Source organism: Vibrio ezurae NBRC 102218, from assembly GCF_000467185.1.
Taxonomy (GTDB): domain Bacteria; phylum Pseudomonadota; class Gammaproteobacteria; order Enterobacterales; family Vibrionaceae; genus Vibrio; species Vibrio ezurae.
In genome coordinates this window covers 252,632-271,271 of sequence record NZ_BATM01000008.1, presented here as the reverse complement: position 1 = coordinate 271,271, position 18,640 = coordinate 252,632, and the positions used below count along the sequence as shown (strand labels likewise).

Annotated in this window: 16 protein-coding genes and 1 pseudogene; 8 read left to right on the top strand and 9 right to left on the bottom strand. The window is 43.4% G+C overall.

The genetic code is table 11. From position 1 onward, the window contains the following. Positions 1–60: 60 nt before the first annotated feature. From VEZ01S_RS04950 to VEZ01S_RS04935, 4 genes are all read right to left on the bottom strand, one after another. The gene (locus VEZ01S_RS04950) at positions 61–1,197 is read right to left on the bottom strand and encodes a YcjF family protein (protein ID WP_021712910.1); all 1,137 of its coding nucleotides are present in this window, start codon (positions 1,195–1,197) and stop codon (positions 61–63) included. Between the two features lie 4 nt (positions 1,198–1,201). Next, positions 1,202–2,572 (bottom strand): YcjX family GTP-binding protein, encoded by a 1,371-nt coding sequence (locus VEZ01S_RS04945; RefSeq protein WP_021712909.1) that lies wholly within the window; start codon positions 2,570–2,572, stop codon positions 1,202–1,204. 72 nt (positions 2,573–2,644) lie between these two features. Beyond that, positions 2,645–2,830, bottom strand: coding sequence for a hypothetical protein (locus VEZ01S_RS04940; protein ID WP_021712908.1), 186 nt, complete (start codon positions 2,828–2,830; stop codon positions 2,645–2,647). Positions 2,831–2,940: 110 nt separating this feature from the next. Beyond that, positions 2,941–4,455 carry a fumarate hydratase gene (locus VEZ01S_RS04935; RefSeq protein WP_021712907.1) on the bottom strand — a complete coding sequence of 505 codons (1,515 nt, stop codon included), beginning with the start codon at positions 4,453–4,455 and terminating at the stop codon, positions 2,941–2,943. 161 nt (positions 4,456–4,616) lie between these two features. Between VEZ01S_RS04935 and pabB the strand changes: the two genes are divergently transcribed. The 6 genes and pseudogenes from pabB to VEZ01S_RS16490 form a co-directional block, all read left to right on the top strand. Then, positions 4,617–6,020: an aminodeoxychorismate synthase component I gene (gene pabB / locus VEZ01S_RS04930; protein ID WP_021712906.1), complete on the top strand. Its 1,404-nt coding sequence runs from the start codon at positions 4,617–4,619 to the stop codon at positions 6,018–6,020. A 30-nt stretch (positions 6,021–6,050) separates the two neighbouring features. Then, entirely contained in the window at positions 6,051–6,662 is a 612-nt protein-coding gene (locus tag VEZ01S_RS04925; RefSeq protein WP_021712905.1) for a CoA pyrophosphatase, read from the top strand. Positions 6,663–6,778: 116 nt separating this feature from the next. Next, complete coding sequence (gene asnS, locus VEZ01S_RS04920; RefSeq protein ID WP_021712904.1) at positions 6,779–8,179, top strand: asparagine--tRNA ligase; 1,401 nt, start codon at positions 6,779–6,781, stop codon at positions 8,177–8,179. 187 nt (positions 8,180–8,366) lie between these two features. Next, positions 8,367–9,557, top strand: coding sequence for an amino acid aminotransferase (locus tag VEZ01S_RS04915; protein WP_021712903.1), 1,191 nt, complete (start codon positions 8,367–8,369; stop codon positions 9,555–9,557). Between the two features lie 472 nt (positions 9,558–10,029). Next, complete coding sequence (locus VEZ01S_RS16330) at positions 10,030–10,638, top strand: TetR/AcrR family transcriptional regulator (RefSeq protein WP_021712902.1); 609 nt, start codon at positions 10,030–10,032, stop codon at positions 10,636–10,638. A gap of 629 nt (positions 10,639–11,267) precedes the next feature. Beyond that, positions 11,268–11,545, top strand: a pseudogene (locus tag VEZ01S_RS16490) (IS110 family transposase); the annotation flags it as partial. Positions 11,546–11,611: 66 nt separating this feature from the next. On the opposite strand, the gene VEZ01S_RS04905 reads toward VEZ01S_RS16490, so the two are convergent. From VEZ01S_RS04905 to VEZ01S_RS04880, 5 genes are all read right to left on the bottom strand, one after another. After that, entirely contained in the window at positions 11,612–12,358 is a 747-nt protein-coding gene (locus VEZ01S_RS04905) for an SDR family oxidoreductase (protein WP_021712901.1), read from the bottom strand. A 41-nt stretch (positions 12,359–12,399) separates the two neighbouring features. Continuing rightward, positions 12,400–13,305 (bottom strand): SDR family oxidoreductase, encoded by a 906-nt coding sequence (locus VEZ01S_RS04900; RefSeq protein ID WP_021712900.1) that lies wholly within the window; start codon positions 13,303–13,305, stop codon positions 12,400–12,402. Between the two features lie 521 nt (positions 13,306–13,826). After that, positions 13,827–14,345, bottom strand: a complete 519-nt coding sequence (locus VEZ01S_RS04890; RefSeq protein WP_021712899.1) for a GNAT family N-acetyltransferase — start codon at positions 14,343–14,345, stop codon at positions 13,827–13,829. Between the two features lie 103 nt (positions 14,346–14,448). Next, complete coding sequence (locus tag VEZ01S_RS04885; protein ID WP_021712898.1) at positions 14,449–15,222, bottom strand: GNAT family N-acetyltransferase; 774 nt, start codon at positions 15,220–15,222, stop codon at positions 14,449–14,451. 55 nt (positions 15,223–15,277) lie between these two features. Then, positions 15,278–15,709, bottom strand: coding sequence for a GNAT family N-acetyltransferase (locus VEZ01S_RS04880; protein WP_021712897.1), 432 nt, complete (start codon positions 15,707–15,709; stop codon positions 15,278–15,280). A 310-nt stretch (positions 15,710–16,019) separates the two neighbouring features. On the opposite strand from VEZ01S_RS04880, the gene VEZ01S_RS04875 reads away from it, so the two are divergent. Together VEZ01S_RS04875 and VEZ01S_RS04870 are read left to right on the top strand one after the other, a co-directional pair. Further along, positions 16,020–17,891 carry a putative nucleotidyltransferase substrate binding domain-containing protein gene (locus VEZ01S_RS04875; protein ID WP_021712896.1) on the top strand — a complete coding sequence of 624 codons (1,872 nt, stop codon included), beginning with the start codon at positions 16,020–16,022 and terminating at the stop codon, positions 17,889–17,891. Positions 17,892–17,895: 4 nt separating this feature from the next. Then, on the top strand, positions 17,896–18,627 hold the full coding sequence (locus VEZ01S_RS04870; RefSeq protein WP_021712895.1) for a 3'-5' exonuclease: 732 nt from the start codon (positions 17,896–17,898) through the stop codon (positions 18,625–18,627). Positions 18,628–18,640: the final 13 nt, after the last annotated feature.

Genomic DNA, 18,640 nt, shown 5'->3' with positions numbered 1-18,640 from the left:
TTTACATGAGTGTCTAGCAGAAGTGCACTACAGTCAAGCAATAACAGGTTTTATAAGGGCTTAACCTTCGTCTTCATCACGGTAATTTTGTAAACGATGTTTAACAGACAGCATCACCTGATCTCGAACATGCCCAAGTTTTAATTGGTTGCTCTCTGAAAATGGAATTGGACGCATGAGTTGCGCCGCTTTTATACCAAGGCGCGCGGTGAGCAGCCCAACCCCAACACCTTGTGCTACTCGGCTAGAAAGCTTAGCGGTGAGATCCATCGACAGTAAGTCCATTCCTGCATCAATAGCAAGTTCACTGCCACCTGCTGCGGCCATATTGATTAGGGTTAAACGCAACAACTGTATCCGTGACCAGTAGCCCAACTCAACGCCATATTCCTTCGCGATACGATTAATTAAAGAGATATTTCGCCACGCTACGAGCATCATGTCCGCGGCTGCCAACGGACTTGCCGCCACCATCACTGCGGCCTCCGAGGAGTACTTTGCAATGGCTTTATTGACCTTTTCATCCACAGGAGAGAGCACATAACCTTGATACAAATCCAACATATCACGGTCAGAATGGTTGCTGCTGCGCTGCTTAGACCATTTATCTAGCCCTATATTTTCAACGCCTTTCGCTGCTAACGAGCTCGACAAAGAATCACAAAATGACGCTGCGTTGCCATAATCGTTATCGTCATAAAGTTGCTGAGCCTTCATCTGAGCATCACCTTGACGGCGTAGACGACGCATTTTTAATAGCTCTCGCAATAACGCCCCCGCACCAACCAAGCAACCTCCAGTTAAGAGTGTCGTCCATGCCAGTGCTAAGTAATCACCAGATTGCAAGGCGCCAATGAAGGATTCAGCCAACTGCCATATGCTTAGACCTGCCAAGGTCGCAAACAACAGCTTCCACTTTAACGGGATTTTGCGCCGATTAAATAAGGTCGCGACTTTCTCTTCAATTTGTTCTGTTTGCTCATCACTCGTGGAGTCACGCGCTATGAACTCATGGCTGGCAAAGGTTTGCCTTGCGCCAAGCTCTTTATCAACATCTTCAGTTACTGAGTCAAATGAGCCGCTAAACGCCCTTCCCTTCTGTTTATGCGAGACCGAAGGGTCAGCGTCTGCAAAAGCGTGTTCTGATTTAGACGCGGCTTTGCTGGAAAACACCTGCTTAGTTTTGTAATCACTCATAGCATCACCTCAATTTATCGCCGAGCAAAAACTGCATCACTTTTCCCATACCAATATGAGGCAGTGGCTCCGACTCCAAATAGTATTGCGGACGAAAGCTGACAAAATCAAAGCCTTGTTTGTTCCAAAATTCGGCCTTTGGTAGCGTCGCAGGTACTTCTCCTGGGTAAACCGTGAGCTCTTCGCCCTGTTCACTAATGCCGTGGATGACTGGAGTCGTTTGCGAGTTTTGCTCTACAAACCCAGTTTGGGTTGATTGTATCGAAGCAAAAGGAAGACACTCCATCGTCACGCTTTCAAAAGAAACGTGTTGCCATATAGGCTGCACTAAATGACGCAACAACAAACTCAAATTAGCGTGTTGGTCTGGGGTGATATGATCAGCCTTGGTTGCAGCAAACAGCAATTTATCGGTACGCGGAGAAAATAGACGGCGCATCAAACTATTTTTCCCGTAACTAAAACTCTTCATGATTTCAGTCAATGCCACTTGCATATCACTAAACGCATGTTCCCCCTGATTAAGGGGTGACAAGATGTCGACGAGTAAAATCTGCCGATCAAAAGAAGAAAAGTACTGACGATAAAAAGGACGAATCACCTGCTGTTGGTACTCTTTATAACGATTCACGAGCAAATCAAGTGCACTGCCTTTGCTTGGCTTATTTTGACTGACATAAGGGAAGAATAATAATACCGGAGCATCAGCAAGTTCTCCTGGGAGTACAAATCGTCCCGGTTGAATCAACTGATAGCCTTGCGCTTTTAGGCTAAGTAACAACTGGGTAAATTCCAATGCCACTGCGTTAATAAGTTTATCGTCTGTTGACTGCTCAATATCAAGGGATTGAGCACGTTGCAGCCACTCTTGCACTTCTGGAAGTTCAATGGTTTGCAAGCGCGTTAATTGTTGCTCAGACCAAGTGGCAAAATCCATTTCCAGCATAGGTAAATCCAATAACCATTCACCGGGATAGTCCACTAAATCAAGATATAACGTGGCAGTGCGACTCAGTAACTTACGTGCTTTATTGCGCGGTTTATATTTGATAGCAATGCGGATTTCACTGACGTCTCGTGTCGGTGTTGGCCATTGTGCGGGTAATTCTCTTAAAGACGCGTAACAGCCATCAAGATTAAATCTTGGTGTGAGTAAATTCTTTTGCGGTACTCGCCTTGCCCCTAGTAAACGGCCATCACGCTGAGCAGCCAATAAGGGTAAGTTATCATGAGTGGAGGTATGAAGAAGTTGGTCCACAAACGAAGTAATGAATGCGGTCTTTCCTGCACGAGAAAGGCCGGTGACACCAATTCTTAGGTGCGCATCCAGCCCTCTATTAAGTAGTTGTTTTGCTTCGCTTGTTAATTTGTTCATATCACGCTCCTTGCCTCAAGATATTGAATTGTTCTCAAAATATCCAGCACTAGAGCGTAATATTAACAAGATTTAATCATCGGCTATGAGCTTGTAGATAACAAATAACGCCAATTCCAATAGCAAGGTCAATACGATGGTGATCGTAATGTATTTCTCATGGAAAATAGCAATTCCGTTAAGAATGAGGTCATAACAAAGAAAGCCGCCAATCACGATGGCAACAATCATTTGTAAAATTTGAACAAAACGTGGCATAACATCCCCTGTAATTAAAAGCACACATCTAAGTGTATCAGCTATCTAGCTGAAAACTCGAAAAAAAGCGCAATCTTTGATTGCGCCCTCAATGAAACAATATCAAATAGCTAGTCCATTTCGGCTATTTTAACTTTCCAAGTATCAGGTCCGGTTTGGTGAGCATTTTCACCGCTAGAATCAACGGCTACTGTCACTGGCATATCTTCGACATCAAATTCATAAATGGCTTCCATACCTAGCTCTTCAAACGCAATCACTTTCGCGCTCTTAATGGCCTTAGACACCAAATATGCAGCGCCCCCTACAGCCATCAGATAGACGGCTTTGTTTTGCTTGATAAGCTCAACGGTTTGCGCGCCGCGTTCCGCTTTGCCAATCATGCCGGCAATGCCCGTTTTAGACAGCATCATATCGGTAAATTTGTCCATACGGGTTGAAGTGGTTGGTCCCGCAGGCCCCACTGCTTCATCACCTACTGCATCCACAGGGCCTACGTAGTAGATAAACTTACCTTTAAAATCGACACCTTCAGGAAGCCCTTCACCACTTTCCAAAAGCTGCTGAATACGTTTATGCGCCGCATCGCGACCTGTAAGCATTTTTCCTGACAGTAACAAAGTTTCGCCCGTTTTCCACGATTCAATGTCTTGCTGAGTAACACTATCAAGGTTCACGCGACGCGCTTTGTCTCCCGCTTCCCATGAAATATCTGGCCAGTCTTCAAGCTTTGGTGGCGTCAGTGTGGCAGGACCTGACCCATCAAGCGTAAAGTGCACATGGCGAGTGGCCGCGCAATTTGGGATCATGCACACAGGCTTAGAGGCGGCATGCGTTGGCGCGGTTTTAATTTTCACATCAACAACCGTGGTTAATCCGCCCAGACCTTGCGCGCCAATACCGGTTTTGTTGGCACGTTCGAAGATATCAAGACGCATTTTCTCTTCGGTAGTGGTGGCGCCGCGCTCCATTAGTTCATGAATGTCGACCGGATCCATTAGCGATTCTTTTGCCAGCACTGCTGCTTTTTCTGCGGTGCCGCCAATGCCTATACCGAGCATGCCCGGTGGACACCAACCTGCGCCCATCAAAGGTAAGGTTTTTTCCACCCATTGCGCGACATCATCGGATGGGTTTAACATCACCATTTTGGTTTTATTTTCAGAGCCGCCGCCTTTGGCCGCAATTTGTACTTCGACTTTATCGCCTGCCACCATATTGATGTGCACAACCGCAGGAGTGTTGTCTTTACTGTTGATGCGCTTGCCTGCTGGATCGAGCAAAATAGACGCGCGCAAAGGGTTATCAGGGTTGGTGTACGCCTGTCTTACCCCTTCATCAATCATCTCTTGCACTGTCACGCTCGTGTCTTCCCACTGCACTTGCATACCAATATTGACAAAACAGGTCACAATACCCGTGTCTTGGCAGATAGGTCGATGACCTTCGGCAGATAGTCTTGAGTTTATCAATATTTGCGCAATGGCATCTTTCGCCGCCGTGCTTTGTTCTGCGTGATAGGCTTTTTCTAACGCTTGCACAAAATCAAGCGGGTGATAATAGGATATGTATTGAAGTGCGTCAGCCACGCTGCTGATAAGATCTTGCTTACGAATTATCGTCATTCGTCGAGCCCCTTGTAGGTCAGTCGGATTCCATTTCATGCACATACTGAACATAGAGTTTATGTACATTCTGAACTTGAGATAAATCTATGATACTCTTGAGCGGATTATCAAACCACATTCACCGTTACGGTGTCATCACATTTCAAGCAATTTGATAGATGTCTGATTTAAAAATAGAAACTAGTCCACTCGTTTACCATAAAAAACTCGCCATTACTCTGTTTGAGCGCGTTGAGCATCAACCTTATGCCATGTTACTTAGGTCGGCCTCTGATGAGCATCCCAATAGTCGTTACGACATTTTGGTGCATTCGCCCATTTTAACGGTTGAGACTTTTGGCAAACACAGCACCATCACTCAAAAAGGTAAAGTCTCACACGCGACTTGCGATCCTTTTGAGCTGTTACGCCAACTGGGTAAGCAACACCTTCCACCAATCGACAACCAGACCGAACTGCCTTTTGTTGGTGGCTGGTTAGGGCTATTTTCCTACGATTTAGGCCGCTGTGTGGAAGAAATTGCCACCCTTGCTGAGCACGACTTAAACGCGCCAGATATGGCAGTCGGTTTGTACGACCAAGCGTTAATTGTCGACCATAAACTTAAGCAAGCCACTTGGGTAAGTGTAACCTCTAGCGCAGAGAGCACAGACTCGTTAACCCCAACATCGGCGAACGCTTCATCTAACATTTTGTTTAGCGATACAGATGCTAGTCACGCAACAAACCATCATTTTCAATTGTGTAGCCCGTGGCAAGCCAACATGACTCAAACTGAGTATCAAACTCGCTTTGAAACGGTGCAAGAGTATTTACTCTCCGGTGATTGCTACCAAATTAACTTAGCACAACGTTTTTGCGCCTCTTATACCGGTAGTGAATGGCAAGCCTATAAAACGCTAGAAGATGAAAACCAAGCGCCCTTCTCGGCCTTTATTCGTTTACAGCACAATGCGGTGCTGAGCATTTCGCCAGAGCGTTTTATTTTGTGCCATGACGGACACGTAGAAACCAAACCGATAAAAGGCACCCGACCTCGCTTTGCCGACCCTGTCGAAGATCAAATTCAAATTGATGATTTAAAAAATGCACAAAAAGATCAGGCCGAAAACTTAATGATTGTTGATTTGCTACGCAATGATATCGGAAAAGTCTCCGCGCCAGGCAGTGTACAAGTGCCTCATCTGTTTGAAATAGAGAGCTTTCCTGCGGTGCATCACTTAGTCAGCACCGTCACAGGAGAACTTGATAGCCAATACGATGAATACGATCTGCTTCGCGCTTGTTTCCCCGGCGGCTCTATCACTGGCGCACCTAAAGTGCGCGCGATGCAAATCATCGAAGAGCTAGAGCCACATCGTCGCAGTGTGTATTGCGGTAGCATTGGTTACATCAGTCGTTGTGGCAAAATGGATACCAGCATTACTATCCGAACCTTGATCACTGAAGCGCAAAATATCTACGCTTGGGCAGGTGGCGGATTGGTCGCAGACAGTGAATGCACCTTAGAATATGAAGAAACTTTACATAAGCTAAGTAAAATTCTGCCAATATTAGAATAACCTTAGCCCAATAAAGCCACAGAGCCTGCAATGACTAAAGCCGAGTTTTTACAACAATTCAATTTTACAACGCCCAGTGATTACGACGCTTTTAGTTTGCAACGTCTAGCGCATTTTAACCAAGACGTACTGCGCCCTGCGGCGGTGTTAATTGGCTTAGTTGAACGAAAAAACGGCCTGCACGTTGTGTTTACCAAGCGTGCTGCGCATCTTAAACATCATCCGGGACAGGTTAGCTTTCCCGGCGGTAAATATGAAAGCAGCGATAAATTGCTACTCAATACCGCAGTGCGAGAAACCACCGAAGAGGTCGGTATTCCAAGTCACATGATTGAGATAATCGGCACGCTTCCCTCACTGCCCACCATTAGCCAATTTTCCGTCACTCCTTATCTTGCGTGGATAGACGCAAGCTATCAGCCTAAAATTGATGCCAATGAAGTGGCAGAGGTGTTTGAAGTCCCTGCTGATTTTCTTTTTTCGCCCATTAACTTGGTTAATTTTCATTTCCAATTAAAAACCGTCACCCACAAAGTGTTTGCCATGCCCTATCAAAAACATTTTATTTGGGGCGTTACCGCACAAATAATTGATGCAATGCAAAGACAACTGGCTCCGTTTGGTGGAATAAACAGCGCTTAAAAAAAAATCCGTTATAAATTGTCACTCTTTACTTGATGCAAATTTATTGGAATGTAAACTGAGAGGTTCTATTTCTTATCTTTTTCTCAATAGCATCTATTGGAGAGTAATACCAAATGACTTACGCGCCTGTAACAGACGTTCTTAACGGCAAGCTAGCAGTAAACAGTGAAGTCACTGTTCGAGGCTGGATCCGTTCACGTCGCGATTCCAAAGCTGGGATCTCTTTTCTCGCCATCTATGACGGCTCTTGTTTCGACCCGATTCAGGCCGTGGTCCCAAATAGTCTTAATAATTACAATGATGAAGTCCTTAAGCTGACTACAGGTTGTTCTGTTGAAGTGACGGGTACCATCGTTGAATCTCCGGCAAAAGGTCAAGACTTTGAACTTGCTGCCACTGCTGTACAAGTTGTTGGCTGGGTTGAAGACGCAGACACCTACCCTATGGCTAAGACTCGTCACTCAATTGAGTACCTTCGTGAAGTGGCACACCTTCGCCCTCGCACTAACGTAATTGGTGCAGTAGCGCGCGTTCGTAACTGCTTGTCTCAAGCTATTCACCGCTTCTACCACGAGCAAGGTTTCTTCTGGACTTCAGCACCGTTAATTACGGCATCTGATGCAGAAGGTGCAGGTGAAATGTTCCGCGTTTCAACGCTGGATCTTGAAAACCTACCTCGCACAGAGCAAGGCAATGTGGACTACAACGAAGATTTCTTCGGTAAAGAAACCTTCCTGACGGTATCTGGTCAGCTAAACGCAGAAGCGTACGCTTGTGCACTAAGCAAAGTGTACACTTTCGGCCCGACGTTCCGCGCTGAAAACTCAAACACCAGTCGCCACCTAGCGGAATTCTGGATGGTTGAGCCTGAAATTGCTTTTGCGGATCTAGATGATGCGGCAAAACTGGCTGAAGACATGCTGAAATACGTATTTAAAGCAGTTCTTGAAGAGCGTCGTGACGATCTTGAGTTCTTTGCACAACGTATCGACAAACAAGCGATTACCCGTTTAGAGCAATTTGTTGACGCTGATTTTGCCCAAGTAGATTACACAGACGCGATTCAAATCCTTCAAGATTCTGGTCGTGAGTTTGAGTTCGCTGTTGAATGGGGCATCGATATGTCTTCTGAACACGAACGCTACCTTGCAGAAGAGCACTTCAAAGCACCTGTTATCGTGAAAAACTACCCTAAAGACATTAAAGCTTTCTACATGCGCTTAAATGACGACGGTAAAACAGTCGCGGCAATGGACGTTCTTGCTCCGGGTATCGGTGAAATCATCGGTGGTGCACAACGTGAAGAACGTTTAGACGTATTGGACGAGCGCATGATTGCGATGGGTATCGACCCAGAACACATGAGCTGGTACCGCGATTTACGTCGCTACGGCACAGTGCCTCACGCAGGTTTCGGTCTAGGTTTCGAACGCCTAGTCTCTTACGTAACTGGCATGGGCAACGTACGTGACGTGATTCCATTCCCACGTACACCACGTAGTGCAAACTTCTAATAAGAAGCTTTTATATTAAACCGCCCTTTCGGCGGTTTTTTTGAGCCTATTGAAAAATAATTGAAGTTGAACAGACCAAACGCTGTCGATTTCAAAATTAATTACAAATCTATTGTTTTGGCGATTTTCTAAAGGTATAAATAAAGTCTATCGCTTTTCATTAATTCACTAAACACGGACGATTCTCATGTTTGAAAAAGTAGTTGCTGCTCCTGCCGACCCTATTCTTGGCTTAACTGAAGAATTTAAAAAAGACACACGCGAAACCAAAATTAACCTTGGTGCTGGCATTTACAAAAATGAACAAGGTTCAACCCCTGTTCTGGCGACTGTAAAGAAAGCAGAACAAGCTATTTTAGACACTGAGAAAACGAAGTCATACCTAACTATTGAAGGTACTGCTGAATACGGTCTAGCAGTACAAAAACTTCTGTTTGGTGAAAACAGCACTATCGTTTCAGACAAGCGCGCTAAAACAGCGCAAGCTCCTGGCGGTACAGGTGCGCTACGTGTAGCCGGTGAATTCATTAAACGTCATTTAGGCGGCGCTAAAATTTGGATCAGCAACCCAACATGGGCAAACCACAAAGGTGTGTTTACTGCTGCTGGTCTAGAAATCGCAGAATACCGTTACTACAACGCGGAAACAAAAGCGAAAGACTTTGATGCCATGCTTGCTGATCTTAACCAAGCAAATGAAGGCGACATCGTATTGCTTCATGGCTGTTGTCACAACCCAACGGGTATCGACCCAACATTTGAAGAGTGGCAAACACTGGCGCAACTTGCAGCAGATAAAAAACTGATCCCACTGTTTGACTTTGCTTACCAAGGTTTTGCAAAAGGCGTGGAAGAAGATGCAGCAGGTCTACGTGCATTTGCTGAGCGTAACAGCGAAATTCTAGTAGCAAGCTCGTTCTCTAAAAACTTCGGTTTATACAACGAACGCGTTGGTGCATTTACATTAGTTGCAGATAACGCAGAAGTGGCACAAACCGCATTTTCTCAAGTGAAAGGCATTATTCGTTCTATCTACTCTAACCCACCAGCACACGGTGCGGCAGTAGTAACTCACATTCTTAACAACGCAGAGCTTCGTCAAGAATGGGAACAAGAAGTTAAAGAGATGCGCGATCGCATCCACGAAATGCGTACTTTGTTTGTAGAAACACTTAAAGCGCAAGGCGTAACTGCTGACTTTAGCTTCATTGAACGCCAAAACGGCATGTTCTCTTTCTCTGGTTTAAACAAAGAGCAAGTCACTCGCCTAAAAGAAGAGTTCGGCATCTACATTGTTGGCTCTGGCCGCATCAGCGTTGCTGGCATGACTAAAAACAACATGTTGCCTTTGTGCAAAGGTATTGCAGCGGTACTGTAAGCCTATTGCTTAAAAGCACCAGTTAAAATTTGAGAAAGCCACAATATTATCAATGTATTGTGGTTTTCTTTTTTTGATATCGATAATTACATCCCGCAAAAACTCTCACTGTATCTATCCATTTCTATATCATTACTAAGCTACCTTTAATAAACATTATGGGAATTTCTGCTCCTTTAGCCTACCCCTATACAAATGACAAAAGATACCAGTACTAGCGAGATAACCAATGCGTTAGTCCCAGTAAAAACTGGGATCATTTTTCGATATAAGTAACTCCATGAAAGTTCACCATATAGACACAAAAAGGTGTATTCAGTACGAATGACCCACATTACATAGTGATCGCTATTAATTGATAGCTGTATTCCGTATCGATCGATAAATAAACTCAGCAATGAAATTGACATTTTTTAGTGAGTGCTACAAAATATATGTGATAGAGATATTTTAGGTAGGAGCACCATAGTTAATGGCTGGAAGAAAAAGATCATTTGACAGAGATATCGCACTTGATAAGGCAATGCGCGTATTTTGGAACAACGGTTATGCCGCCACATCTGTCTCGAATCTAACCTCAGAGCTTGGCATCAATACGCCTAGTTTATATGCCGCTTTTGGCAATAAAGAGCAGCTATTCAAAGAAGTGGTAGCGCATTACATCAAACAATACAGTGAGCCGTGTTATCGCCATATCACTGAACCCTCTGATGCTAATTTCATAGAAAGACTACGAGCGTGTTTCTATGAGCTGATTCAAAAGTTTTCAGATGCTAATACCCCGTTAGGATGCTTATTAGTAAAAAGCGTGAATGAGTCTGACAGCGTTGCCTTTCCTGAGGAAGCTACGGTGTACATTAAACAATTTGGGTTAAAAACCAAAAAGATGCTCACAACCTTGATTGAATCTGAGGGAGTAATCACTGAGTCTGCGACCGCAGAACTGCAAGCAAAATACTTGTTATCGGTTGTTTATGGCATCTCTACTCAGGTTCGCGCGGGAGAGTCACAACAGGTTGCAGAATCGATCATGGACTATGCACTCAATACGATACCGACTCGTAGCGAGTCAGTAGCATAGTCTGAAAAGCGGCATAAGCACTATGACGAAAAAACGGGGTGCCCATACTGGGTTCACCCCTTTTTTTGTATCCCATGATTCAAGATAACGTGCTCGCGATGATGCGGTAGGCAGACGATTAAGTTTGATCGTGAATAAGTCAAGTTGGCATGTTTATGACATATAAAATAAGCCAGTTTCGACTCGTAGTGTATGGAGGTAGACATGAAAGATTATTCGTTTTCTGATTTTGAGAAATGACAGGAACTTATCGTGGGATAAATTAATCTTGATTGATGCCCGAGCTAAATTTTGCCAAGCACTCACTAAATTGGCTCGGTGTCATTTCTTGATTAGACTCTCCTAAACACTTCACTGTTCAGAATAGACTGAGTCGGTGGGAGTCCGATTATCTTGTTATGTGCGCTTTTATTTGTTCGTCTCTCGTTCATACCACGTTTCTGAAACAGCCCAAGTAACCAGACCTAAAACCAACCCAAGAGCTAGCAACGCTATCGCCGATAAGCTGAAATCAATCCAAAATTCTGCCCACGTCCGCACTTTATCAAATAGCATAAAACCAATGATATGGATTCCCCCTACCGAGAATCTGCCACACTTATGTGCTACTTAAATGCATCGGAGGCACCATATCTGATTATTCTTATTTCTGCGGTATCGGCCTAGCTAAAAACCACTGTAGTCTTCATGCTGTAGACCAAAATAATAAGGTCATACTTCATAAGTCATTAATCCGCCCTAAACTACTGATTACAATAGCAAAGACACCACTCATGTGTATAGGCATTGAAGCGTGTGTTGGTGCACACTGTTGGGCAAGAACACTCAATAAACTGGATTAAGACGCCGAATTATGGGCGTTAAATACGTCATTTCTTATCGAGCTAAGGGAAAGAACGACCTTAATAAGAGATATAGAGGCTATTTGGCTTCTATATCCCTTAAAAAGGGAATTGATGAATCCAGCGAGACGTTATTTTCGTTCTTCTGCAAAGTCTTTCATGATGACGTTGTCGGCATAAGATTTAAATCCAACTTCTCTTTGTTTTGCAATCGCATCTGGAAATACGTGGAACTCGCCTTTATCCAATGCAGAAAGAATTTCGATTGGTACGATTTGTGGTGACGATGCGATATCACTAAGACCGGTAAGATCTGCCATATCGGTTGCAACCACGCCGGGGTGAACGCTCAGCACGCGAACGTTATGAGGCTTAAAATGATCACGCAAACCTTGCGTGACAGAATAAGATGCCGCTTTTGATGTGCAGTATGTAGTCATATTCAAATGGTTTTTGATTGAAGCGACTGAGTTTAATTGCACCAGTGAACCTTGATTGGCAATCAAGGCCGCTTCAAATGCTTTGGCTACGCGCATTAGTCCGTAAACATTTACTTCCATCTCTTCTTTCAAGGTATCGAGCGCATTGTCATCCAGAGGAGCCACTGTTGAAATAATCCCTGCGTTATTAATGACAACATCAACGTCCGTTGCTTTTTTTGCCGCTTCTAAAATAGAGGCTTCATCGGTAATATCGACTTGAATTGTCTCTACTTTTTCGCCGTATTGCTCTTCTAAATCCTTAGTTGAATTTGGATTGCGAACCGCTAAGTACACTTTCTTCGCACCTTGCTCAAGAAAATGCTCAGTAATGCATTTACCAATACCTCGGTTTGCACCAGTGATGAACACAACTTTATTTGAAATGTTGAATGACATAAGCTTTGACCTTGTTTTATTACGTTGAGATAGCGAAGTAATTAGTGGTTAACTTTAGTTTCTAGCATGAAATCGAGTTGGAAATCTGAGATCACTTGATCTTGAAGTGGTTGGAAGAAATCGTTGATTTTATCCACGTTGTTCACCAGACCAATCGCTGTACGTGTTGGGCGTGTGCCGTGTTCCATATCCACTAGGTTTAGGTATACATCTACCACGTTTTGCGGATCAGTTTTTGGGTCTCCTCGGCCTTGGCGGACTGAGCTAAGCATGTTATCAATGGTCGCTTTAAGTTGTGGATTTTCTGCCACCACTTGAGTATGCGCTTCTGGTTGAAATGAGCCACCTAGGTTAGTCCCTGATGGGCCTGGCTCCACAATCACTACCTCAATACCACTGGATGCTAATTCAAATTTTAGGCTCTGAGAGTAAGCTTCTACCGCGGCTTTACTTGCGCTATAGGTGCCAGTAAATGGCCATGATACGCGCCCAATAACAGAGGTCGTATTGATGATTAGACCCTTGCCTGCTTTACGCATATGCGGCGCAACAGCTTGAACCGAGCGGATAACACCGTAGAAATTGGTATCCATCAATTGCTGTGCTTGCTCCACACTGAATGCTTCAGTAATCCCCATGTGCATGATGCCCGCGTTGTTGATCAGCACATCAATCGCATTTTCTTTTTGCATGATGTGTGCAATCGCTGCGTTTACAGATTCATCACTGAGAACGTCCATCTCAACCACTACAATGTTTTCTGAATATGATTGCAGTTCATTTTTCACTGCTTGATTCTTGCCGTCTGCGTTGCGCATCGCAGCGTAAACTTTGTGTCCTTTATCGGCAAACTGCTTTGCCGACATTTTACCAAAACCACTGCTGCTGCCTGTAATTACGACTGTTTTCATGTTGTTGCCTGCTTGAATCGCTGTTTCTTGAGTCATTATTCTTTCCTGCTTATTCTGTTGAACTAAGTCATATATCGGTTGCTCGACTGCAATTTGTAGTGGTCACTACTGATTGCGATGCGTGCATTCTGTATTGATCAGTACATAATGTCAATAGAGATTTTGATATTTTTTAGTGATCGATATGGAAATGACATTTTTTTGATTTTGTCATTGTCGTGAAGATCAAAAAACAATTGGCTGACTAAGCGGAAAACAAGATGCAGTAAAAAGGAATAGACGGTACTAAACCCACCAAGAAAGATCTCTCTAAAACCGATTGAAGGACTTATGTTGAGCTTTGTTTGTTCAGTGAATAGCTGATGAGAAGCAGTTTGAAATGACAATAACGTGAGACTGATATGAGAACAGTGCGGAAAAGGATCTTGGAACCCATATAGGTTAATGATAACCAGATAAAAAGGCACAGTGTACTTGGGTCTCTATGCCCTATCGACTTTGACAAGAAAAATGGTACTTAACAGCATATCCAATATTGGCTATATTGCCCGATATGCTTAGTGAGAACGAATCCAATACCTTGCTAAAAGATTGGGAAAAACCTTACCCATAACAACGTTCTCAAATTCACCACCATTCGCTTCGATAACAGCTCTTGATGCTAAGTTATCTTCATCTGCGATTACCAAAGCGCTGTCGATGCCTAATTCAGCCGCTTTTGCTAAAGCCAGTTTAAGCATCAGCTTGCCTTTACCTTTTGCACGATGAGAAGGTGCGATGTCATAACCAATATGACCCGCTTCAAGGGAAAGAAATTCATTGTTGATATTATGGCGCACGCGAATAGCGCCAAGGATAGACTTCTCTGTATTGACCAGCCAAAAGTGACTACAAGGCACATAGCCATCACGCAAATTTAAACCATCCGCTTCATCACTGAGTCGCTTAATGTATCTCGGAAAATCAACTTTCCCTTCGAGATAATATTCAGCGTTTTCACCGTCATGTTCAGCAAAATCGGCGTAGAACTGCGCAAAAGCGGACTGGTATTCCAGTGATGGTACAACTAACTCCATGGTATTTTCTCCTGCAAAATAAGCAAAATTAAGCGCTGATAGGCATACTCCCTATTTGAGTACAATCAAGTCTGCCCGCGCATAGCAGCCAATTTAAGCTTTGCTAGCTATTTGGGGAAGTGTACCCCGTCGTTGTTGCCACAACTTGAAAACCACGCTTTGATACAATCGGTTTACTCATATCTGAAGCATCAATTATAAGATATTTAACTCCTTTTGATTTTGCTTTGGCAATACGTTTGTTAAGCAGCAAACTATAATAACCATTGCCTCGAAACTCTTCGATTGTGCTTCCCCCCCAAATACCTGCAAATGGACTGTTACCATTAAATGTTAACCAAGCGGAGGTGACAGGTTGTTCGTTAACATACACAACATAAATGAATACCGAATCTGGAGAGTGTTTCTTTAGATTCATTAGATAATTGTATTGCCAATCGAAGTCTCTACCCCAAACTTGTTCTTGAACCTTTATTGCATCATAAATACCTTTACTATCAGAAACCTCTGTAATCTGAAGTTCATCGAAGGGTTCGGGTTCGCTTACCACTTTTGAAAGATCCAAAACCATGAATGATTCTGAGTCTTCTTGCTCAAAGCCATAGGCAAGCAATATCTCACCAATATTACTCGGTTTATCCGTACTATACGTCTTCCATTCAAAACATAAGTTACGCTTGTTGAAGTATGCCAGTTGATCTTTAACGATTGATTCTGTCATGTTTTCATCAAAGTTGAAGAATGATATATAGCTACCATGACGATCTATTGATACAAACTTTGTTAGGTTATCATCTGATTTCATGGTGCCATTAAATGAGTTACCGAACTTTCTTTCAAATTCATTGTACTCTTGCATTACGTCTGCCAAATCCATTTTATCCCCGCATACAACTGACACTTAATTAAGGTATAAATACACTACCACTGAACTATAGTGGAGCGCGGTAAACATCAGGATGCCAAATTTGCATTAGCATCTCTGGGTTTACGATAGCTTCAAATCCATATTGGCAATACAGGCCATGTGCATCTTTTGTCGCTAGCATAATGCGCCTTAACCCTTGTAGGTCCGGATGTTCTAAGATGGTTTGAACCAACCATTTACTCAACCCTTGCCCTCGATGAGACTCTAAGACAAATACATCAGCCAAATAGGCAAACGTTGCTTTATCTGTGATTAAGCGAGCAAAGCCCACTTGAGCACCACTATTATCAAATAAGCCAAAACAAAATGAATTTGAGAGCGCTTTTAAAAGCGTGTGTTTAGGCACACCTTTTGCCCAATAACTCTCTGAAATAAAATGATAAATAACATCGAAGTCTAACTCATCGTTATCTGTGCTAATCCTAAATCCTTGCACTAAAACTTCCTCCCCGAAAGAGGGCTATGCCACACCGTATTTAGCTTCCTCGATGAAACATCGCCTGATTTTTATCCATATTTACAGAATTGATAAATGTAAGTCAAACCATACCCGATCCCGTCTCTAGCACTCTCTATTATGCAATTTACCCCCACAAACTGCGCTACACTGTAAATGTGAACAAAATAACGCCAATACGGGTGATTATTCCCTTTTCGATGCGAACTATCATCAAACTAAACTATGGATATTTTGGTTTTCGTTCTATGATGAACTCAGCAAAGAATCACGATATTTAAGGCATATCATGGAAGTTGAACTATTTGAAATTAAACAATTTCTCGCGCAGTACCCTCCATTTACTGAGCTACCGGATGAGACATTAAATCAAATTGCACTTGAGACTGAAATTTCCTACATTCGTAAAGGTGAATTGGTGGTTTCTTTAGGTGAGGCGATTTCTGATTTTTTTGTTGTCCGTAGTGGCGTTGTTGAAATTTCAAAGCGAAACGGTTCACTTTATAATCGCCTAGATGAAGGGGCTATCTTCGGTCAAATGGCACTACTAAGTAACGGTAAAGTCATGTTCCCGGCAACGGCGATAGAAGACTGTCTACTGTACTGTATTCCCAGTGATACCTTTCAAAATCTGTATGATAATTTCGATTCATTTGCCGACTTTGTTGCCCTTGATGATGGCAAGCGTCTTCGTCGTGCGATTGCGACCAATGATGACAACGATCTGACTACCGCCAAAGTCACCTCTCTAATCACCCATACACCATCAAGTATTACTGAAGGATCATCCATACGAGATGCAGCCATTCGCATGGACGACGAAAATACGTCTTGTTTACTGGTTGTCGACGACGAACAAATGGACAGCCGAGATAAATTGCGTGGCATCCTTACCGACCGAGATTTATGTACTCGTGTTATCGCCCAAGGCGTGTCCCCTGACGACACGGTCAAATCGGTGATGACCCAAGATGTCATTTCGTTAGACAGCAATGCCTATATTTATGAAGCTATGCTGACGATGCAAAGATTCAACGTTCATCACTTGCCTATCGTTAGGAAAAACACGCCGATTGGCGTTATTGAAGCCAGCGATATCGTACGCTATGAGTCGCAAAACTCTCTATTATTAGTCAGTTCTATATTCCAGCAAAATAGTATTGCCGATCTCGTGACATTGTCTGAGCAAGTCAGTGACAGTTTTGTTCGATTGGTCAATGAAGATGCCAACTCACATATGGTTGGCAGCGCAATGGCAATTATTGCTAAGAGTTTCAAGCAGCGTATTATCGAGCTTGTCGAAGAGGAGTTGGGGCCGTCTCCTGTACCCTATTGCTTCCTAGCGCTTGGCTCTATGGCTCGTGATGAGCAGTTGATTGTGACCGACCAAGACAATGCCATCATACTCTCCAACAGCTTTGATAAAGAAAAACACGATCCATATTTTGCTGAATTAGCCCAAAAAGTCAGTGATGGACTGGATCAATGTGGCTACCCATATTGTACTGGCGATATCATGGCCACCAACCCTATCTGGCGTATGACACAAACTGAATGGGAAGACTGTTTTGCCGATTGGATAGATAAACCAAACGCAAAAGCCCTGCTTAATGCGTCGATATTTTTTGATCTTGTAGGGGTTCACGGTCAAATAAAGTGGGCTGAAAAACTCAATCGCTTTATTACCGAGCGTGCAAAAAATAATTCTAAATTTTTATACTGCCTTGCTCGCAATGCGCTAAACCGCACACCACCACTGGGCTTCTTTAAAAGCTTTGTAATGGAAAAAGATGGCAACCATAAAAATTCGATCAACCTAAAACGACGTGGGACGGCTCCCCTCGCCGATCTCATTCGTGTGCATGCACTGGCTGTCGGCTCAACTCAACAAAACTCTTTTGAACGTTTAGATGACATACTCGATGCCAATATTCTGCCAAAAGGTCGTGCTCAAGATCTGAAAGATGCGCTAGAGTTTATCTCGCTGGTGCGTATTCGACATCAAGCTATCGATATTAACGAACAGCGAGAGCCTGATAATAACATTGAGCCAGAAAACTTATCCGATTTTGAACGACGTAACCTAAAAAATGCATTCCAAATTCTGAGTAATGCACAGAACTTTTTGAAGTTTCGCTACCAAGGTGCCTCGATAAAATAAGCTTATGTTTAAAAAAAACAATAATAATCAAACACATCAAGTGATCCATGATTGGCAAAGCCACTTTGAGTCTTTACAGGCGAAAAGCCATCATGGGCATTTAAAGCGTTTTTACGCCACAGGCACTATCGATGAAAAAACCGCATTAAAAGATACGCCGTTTCTGGCTCTGGATTTTGAAACGACCGGACTGAATGCGACAAAAGATGAAATTATTTCGATTGGGCTTGTGCCATTTGACTTAAATCGCGTGTACTTAAAACAAAGTCAGCAATGGTTAATCAAACCTCAAAAAGCGCTGAATGCGGATTCTGTGGTGATTCATGGTATTACGCACTCAGAATTGCAGTTTGCACCTGATTTTATGACAGTACTGCCTGAGATCTTAGAGGCGATCGCAGGAAAGGTATGTGTGGTCCATTATCGTCAAATAGAACGTGATTTCTTAGACAGTATTCTAAAGCGCCGTTTAAACGAAGGTATACTATTTCCCGTTGTTGATACCTTACAAATTGAATGGAGTATCCAGCAAGAACTCTCGGCTGGATTCATCAACCGCTTAAAAGGAAAACGCCCCGGGTCAGTGAGACTGGGCGCAAGTCGCAAACGTTATAACCTGCCAACGTACACCCCTCATGATGCATTAGTCGATGCCATCGCAACGGCCGAACTACTACAAGCCCAAGTAGCACATCATTTCAGCCCCGATGATCCTATTGAAAACTTATGGCTGTAAATGCAGCATCTCA

What these genes read in the sequence shown, in the direction of transcription:
- VEZ01S_RS04950 (WP_021712910.1), bottom strand. Translation starts at nt 1,197, where the DNA reads ATGAGTGATTACAAAACTAAGCAGGTGTTTTCCAGCAAAGCCGCGTCT.
- VEZ01S_RS04945 (WP_021712909.1), bottom strand. Translation starts at nt 2,572, where the DNA reads ATGAACAAATTAACAAGCGAAGCAAAACAACTACTTAATAGAGGGCTG.
- VEZ01S_RS04940 (WP_021712908.1), bottom strand. Translation starts at nt 2,830, where the DNA reads ATGCCACGTTTTGTTCAAATTTTACAAATGATTGTTGCCATCGTGATT.
- VEZ01S_RS04935 (WP_021712907.1), bottom strand. Translation starts at nt 4,455, where the DNA reads ATGACGATAATTCGTAAGCAAGATCTTATCAGCAGCGTGGCTGACGCA.
- pabB (WP_021712906.1), top strand. Translation starts at nt 4,617, where the DNA reads ATGTCTGATTTAAAAATAGAAACTAGTCCACTCGTTTACCATAAAAAA.
- VEZ01S_RS04925 (WP_021712905.1), top strand. Translation starts at nt 6,051, where the DNA reads ATGACTAAAGCCGAGTTTTTACAACAATTCAATTTTACAACGCCCAGT.
- asnS (WP_021712904.1), top strand. Translation starts at nt 6,779, where the DNA reads ATGACTTACGCGCCTGTAACAGACGTTCTTAACGGCAAGCTAGCAGTA.
- VEZ01S_RS04915 (WP_021712903.1), top strand. Translation starts at nt 8,367, where the DNA reads ATGTTTGAAAAAGTAGTTGCTGCTCCTGCCGACCCTATTCTTGGCTTA.
- VEZ01S_RS16330 (WP_021712902.1), top strand. Translation starts at nt 10,030, where the DNA reads ATGGCTGGAAGAAAAAGATCATTTGACAGAGATATCGCACTTGATAAG.
- VEZ01S_RS04905 (WP_021712901.1), bottom strand. Translation starts at nt 12,358, where the DNA reads ATGTCATTCAACATTTCAAATAAAGTTGTGTTCATCACTGGTGCAAAC.
- VEZ01S_RS04900 (WP_021712900.1), bottom strand. Translation starts at nt 13,305, where the DNA reads ATGACTCAAGAAACAGCGATTCAAGCAGGCAACAACATGAAAACAGTC.
- VEZ01S_RS04890 (WP_021712899.1), bottom strand. Translation starts at nt 14,345, where the DNA reads ATGGAGTTAGTTGTACCATCACTGGAATACCAGTCCGCTTTTGCGCAG.
- VEZ01S_RS04885 (WP_021712898.1), bottom strand. Translation starts at nt 15,222, where the DNA reads ATGGATTTGGCAGACGTAATGCAAGAGTACAATGAATTTGAAAGAAAG.
- VEZ01S_RS04875 (WP_021712896.1), top strand. Translation starts at nt 16,020, where the DNA reads ATGGAAGTTGAACTATTTGAAATTAAACAATTTCTCGCGCAGTACCCT.
- VEZ01S_RS04870 (WP_021712895.1), top strand. Translation starts at nt 17,896, where the DNA reads ATGTTTAAAAAAAACAATAATAATCAAACACATCAAGTGATCCATGAT.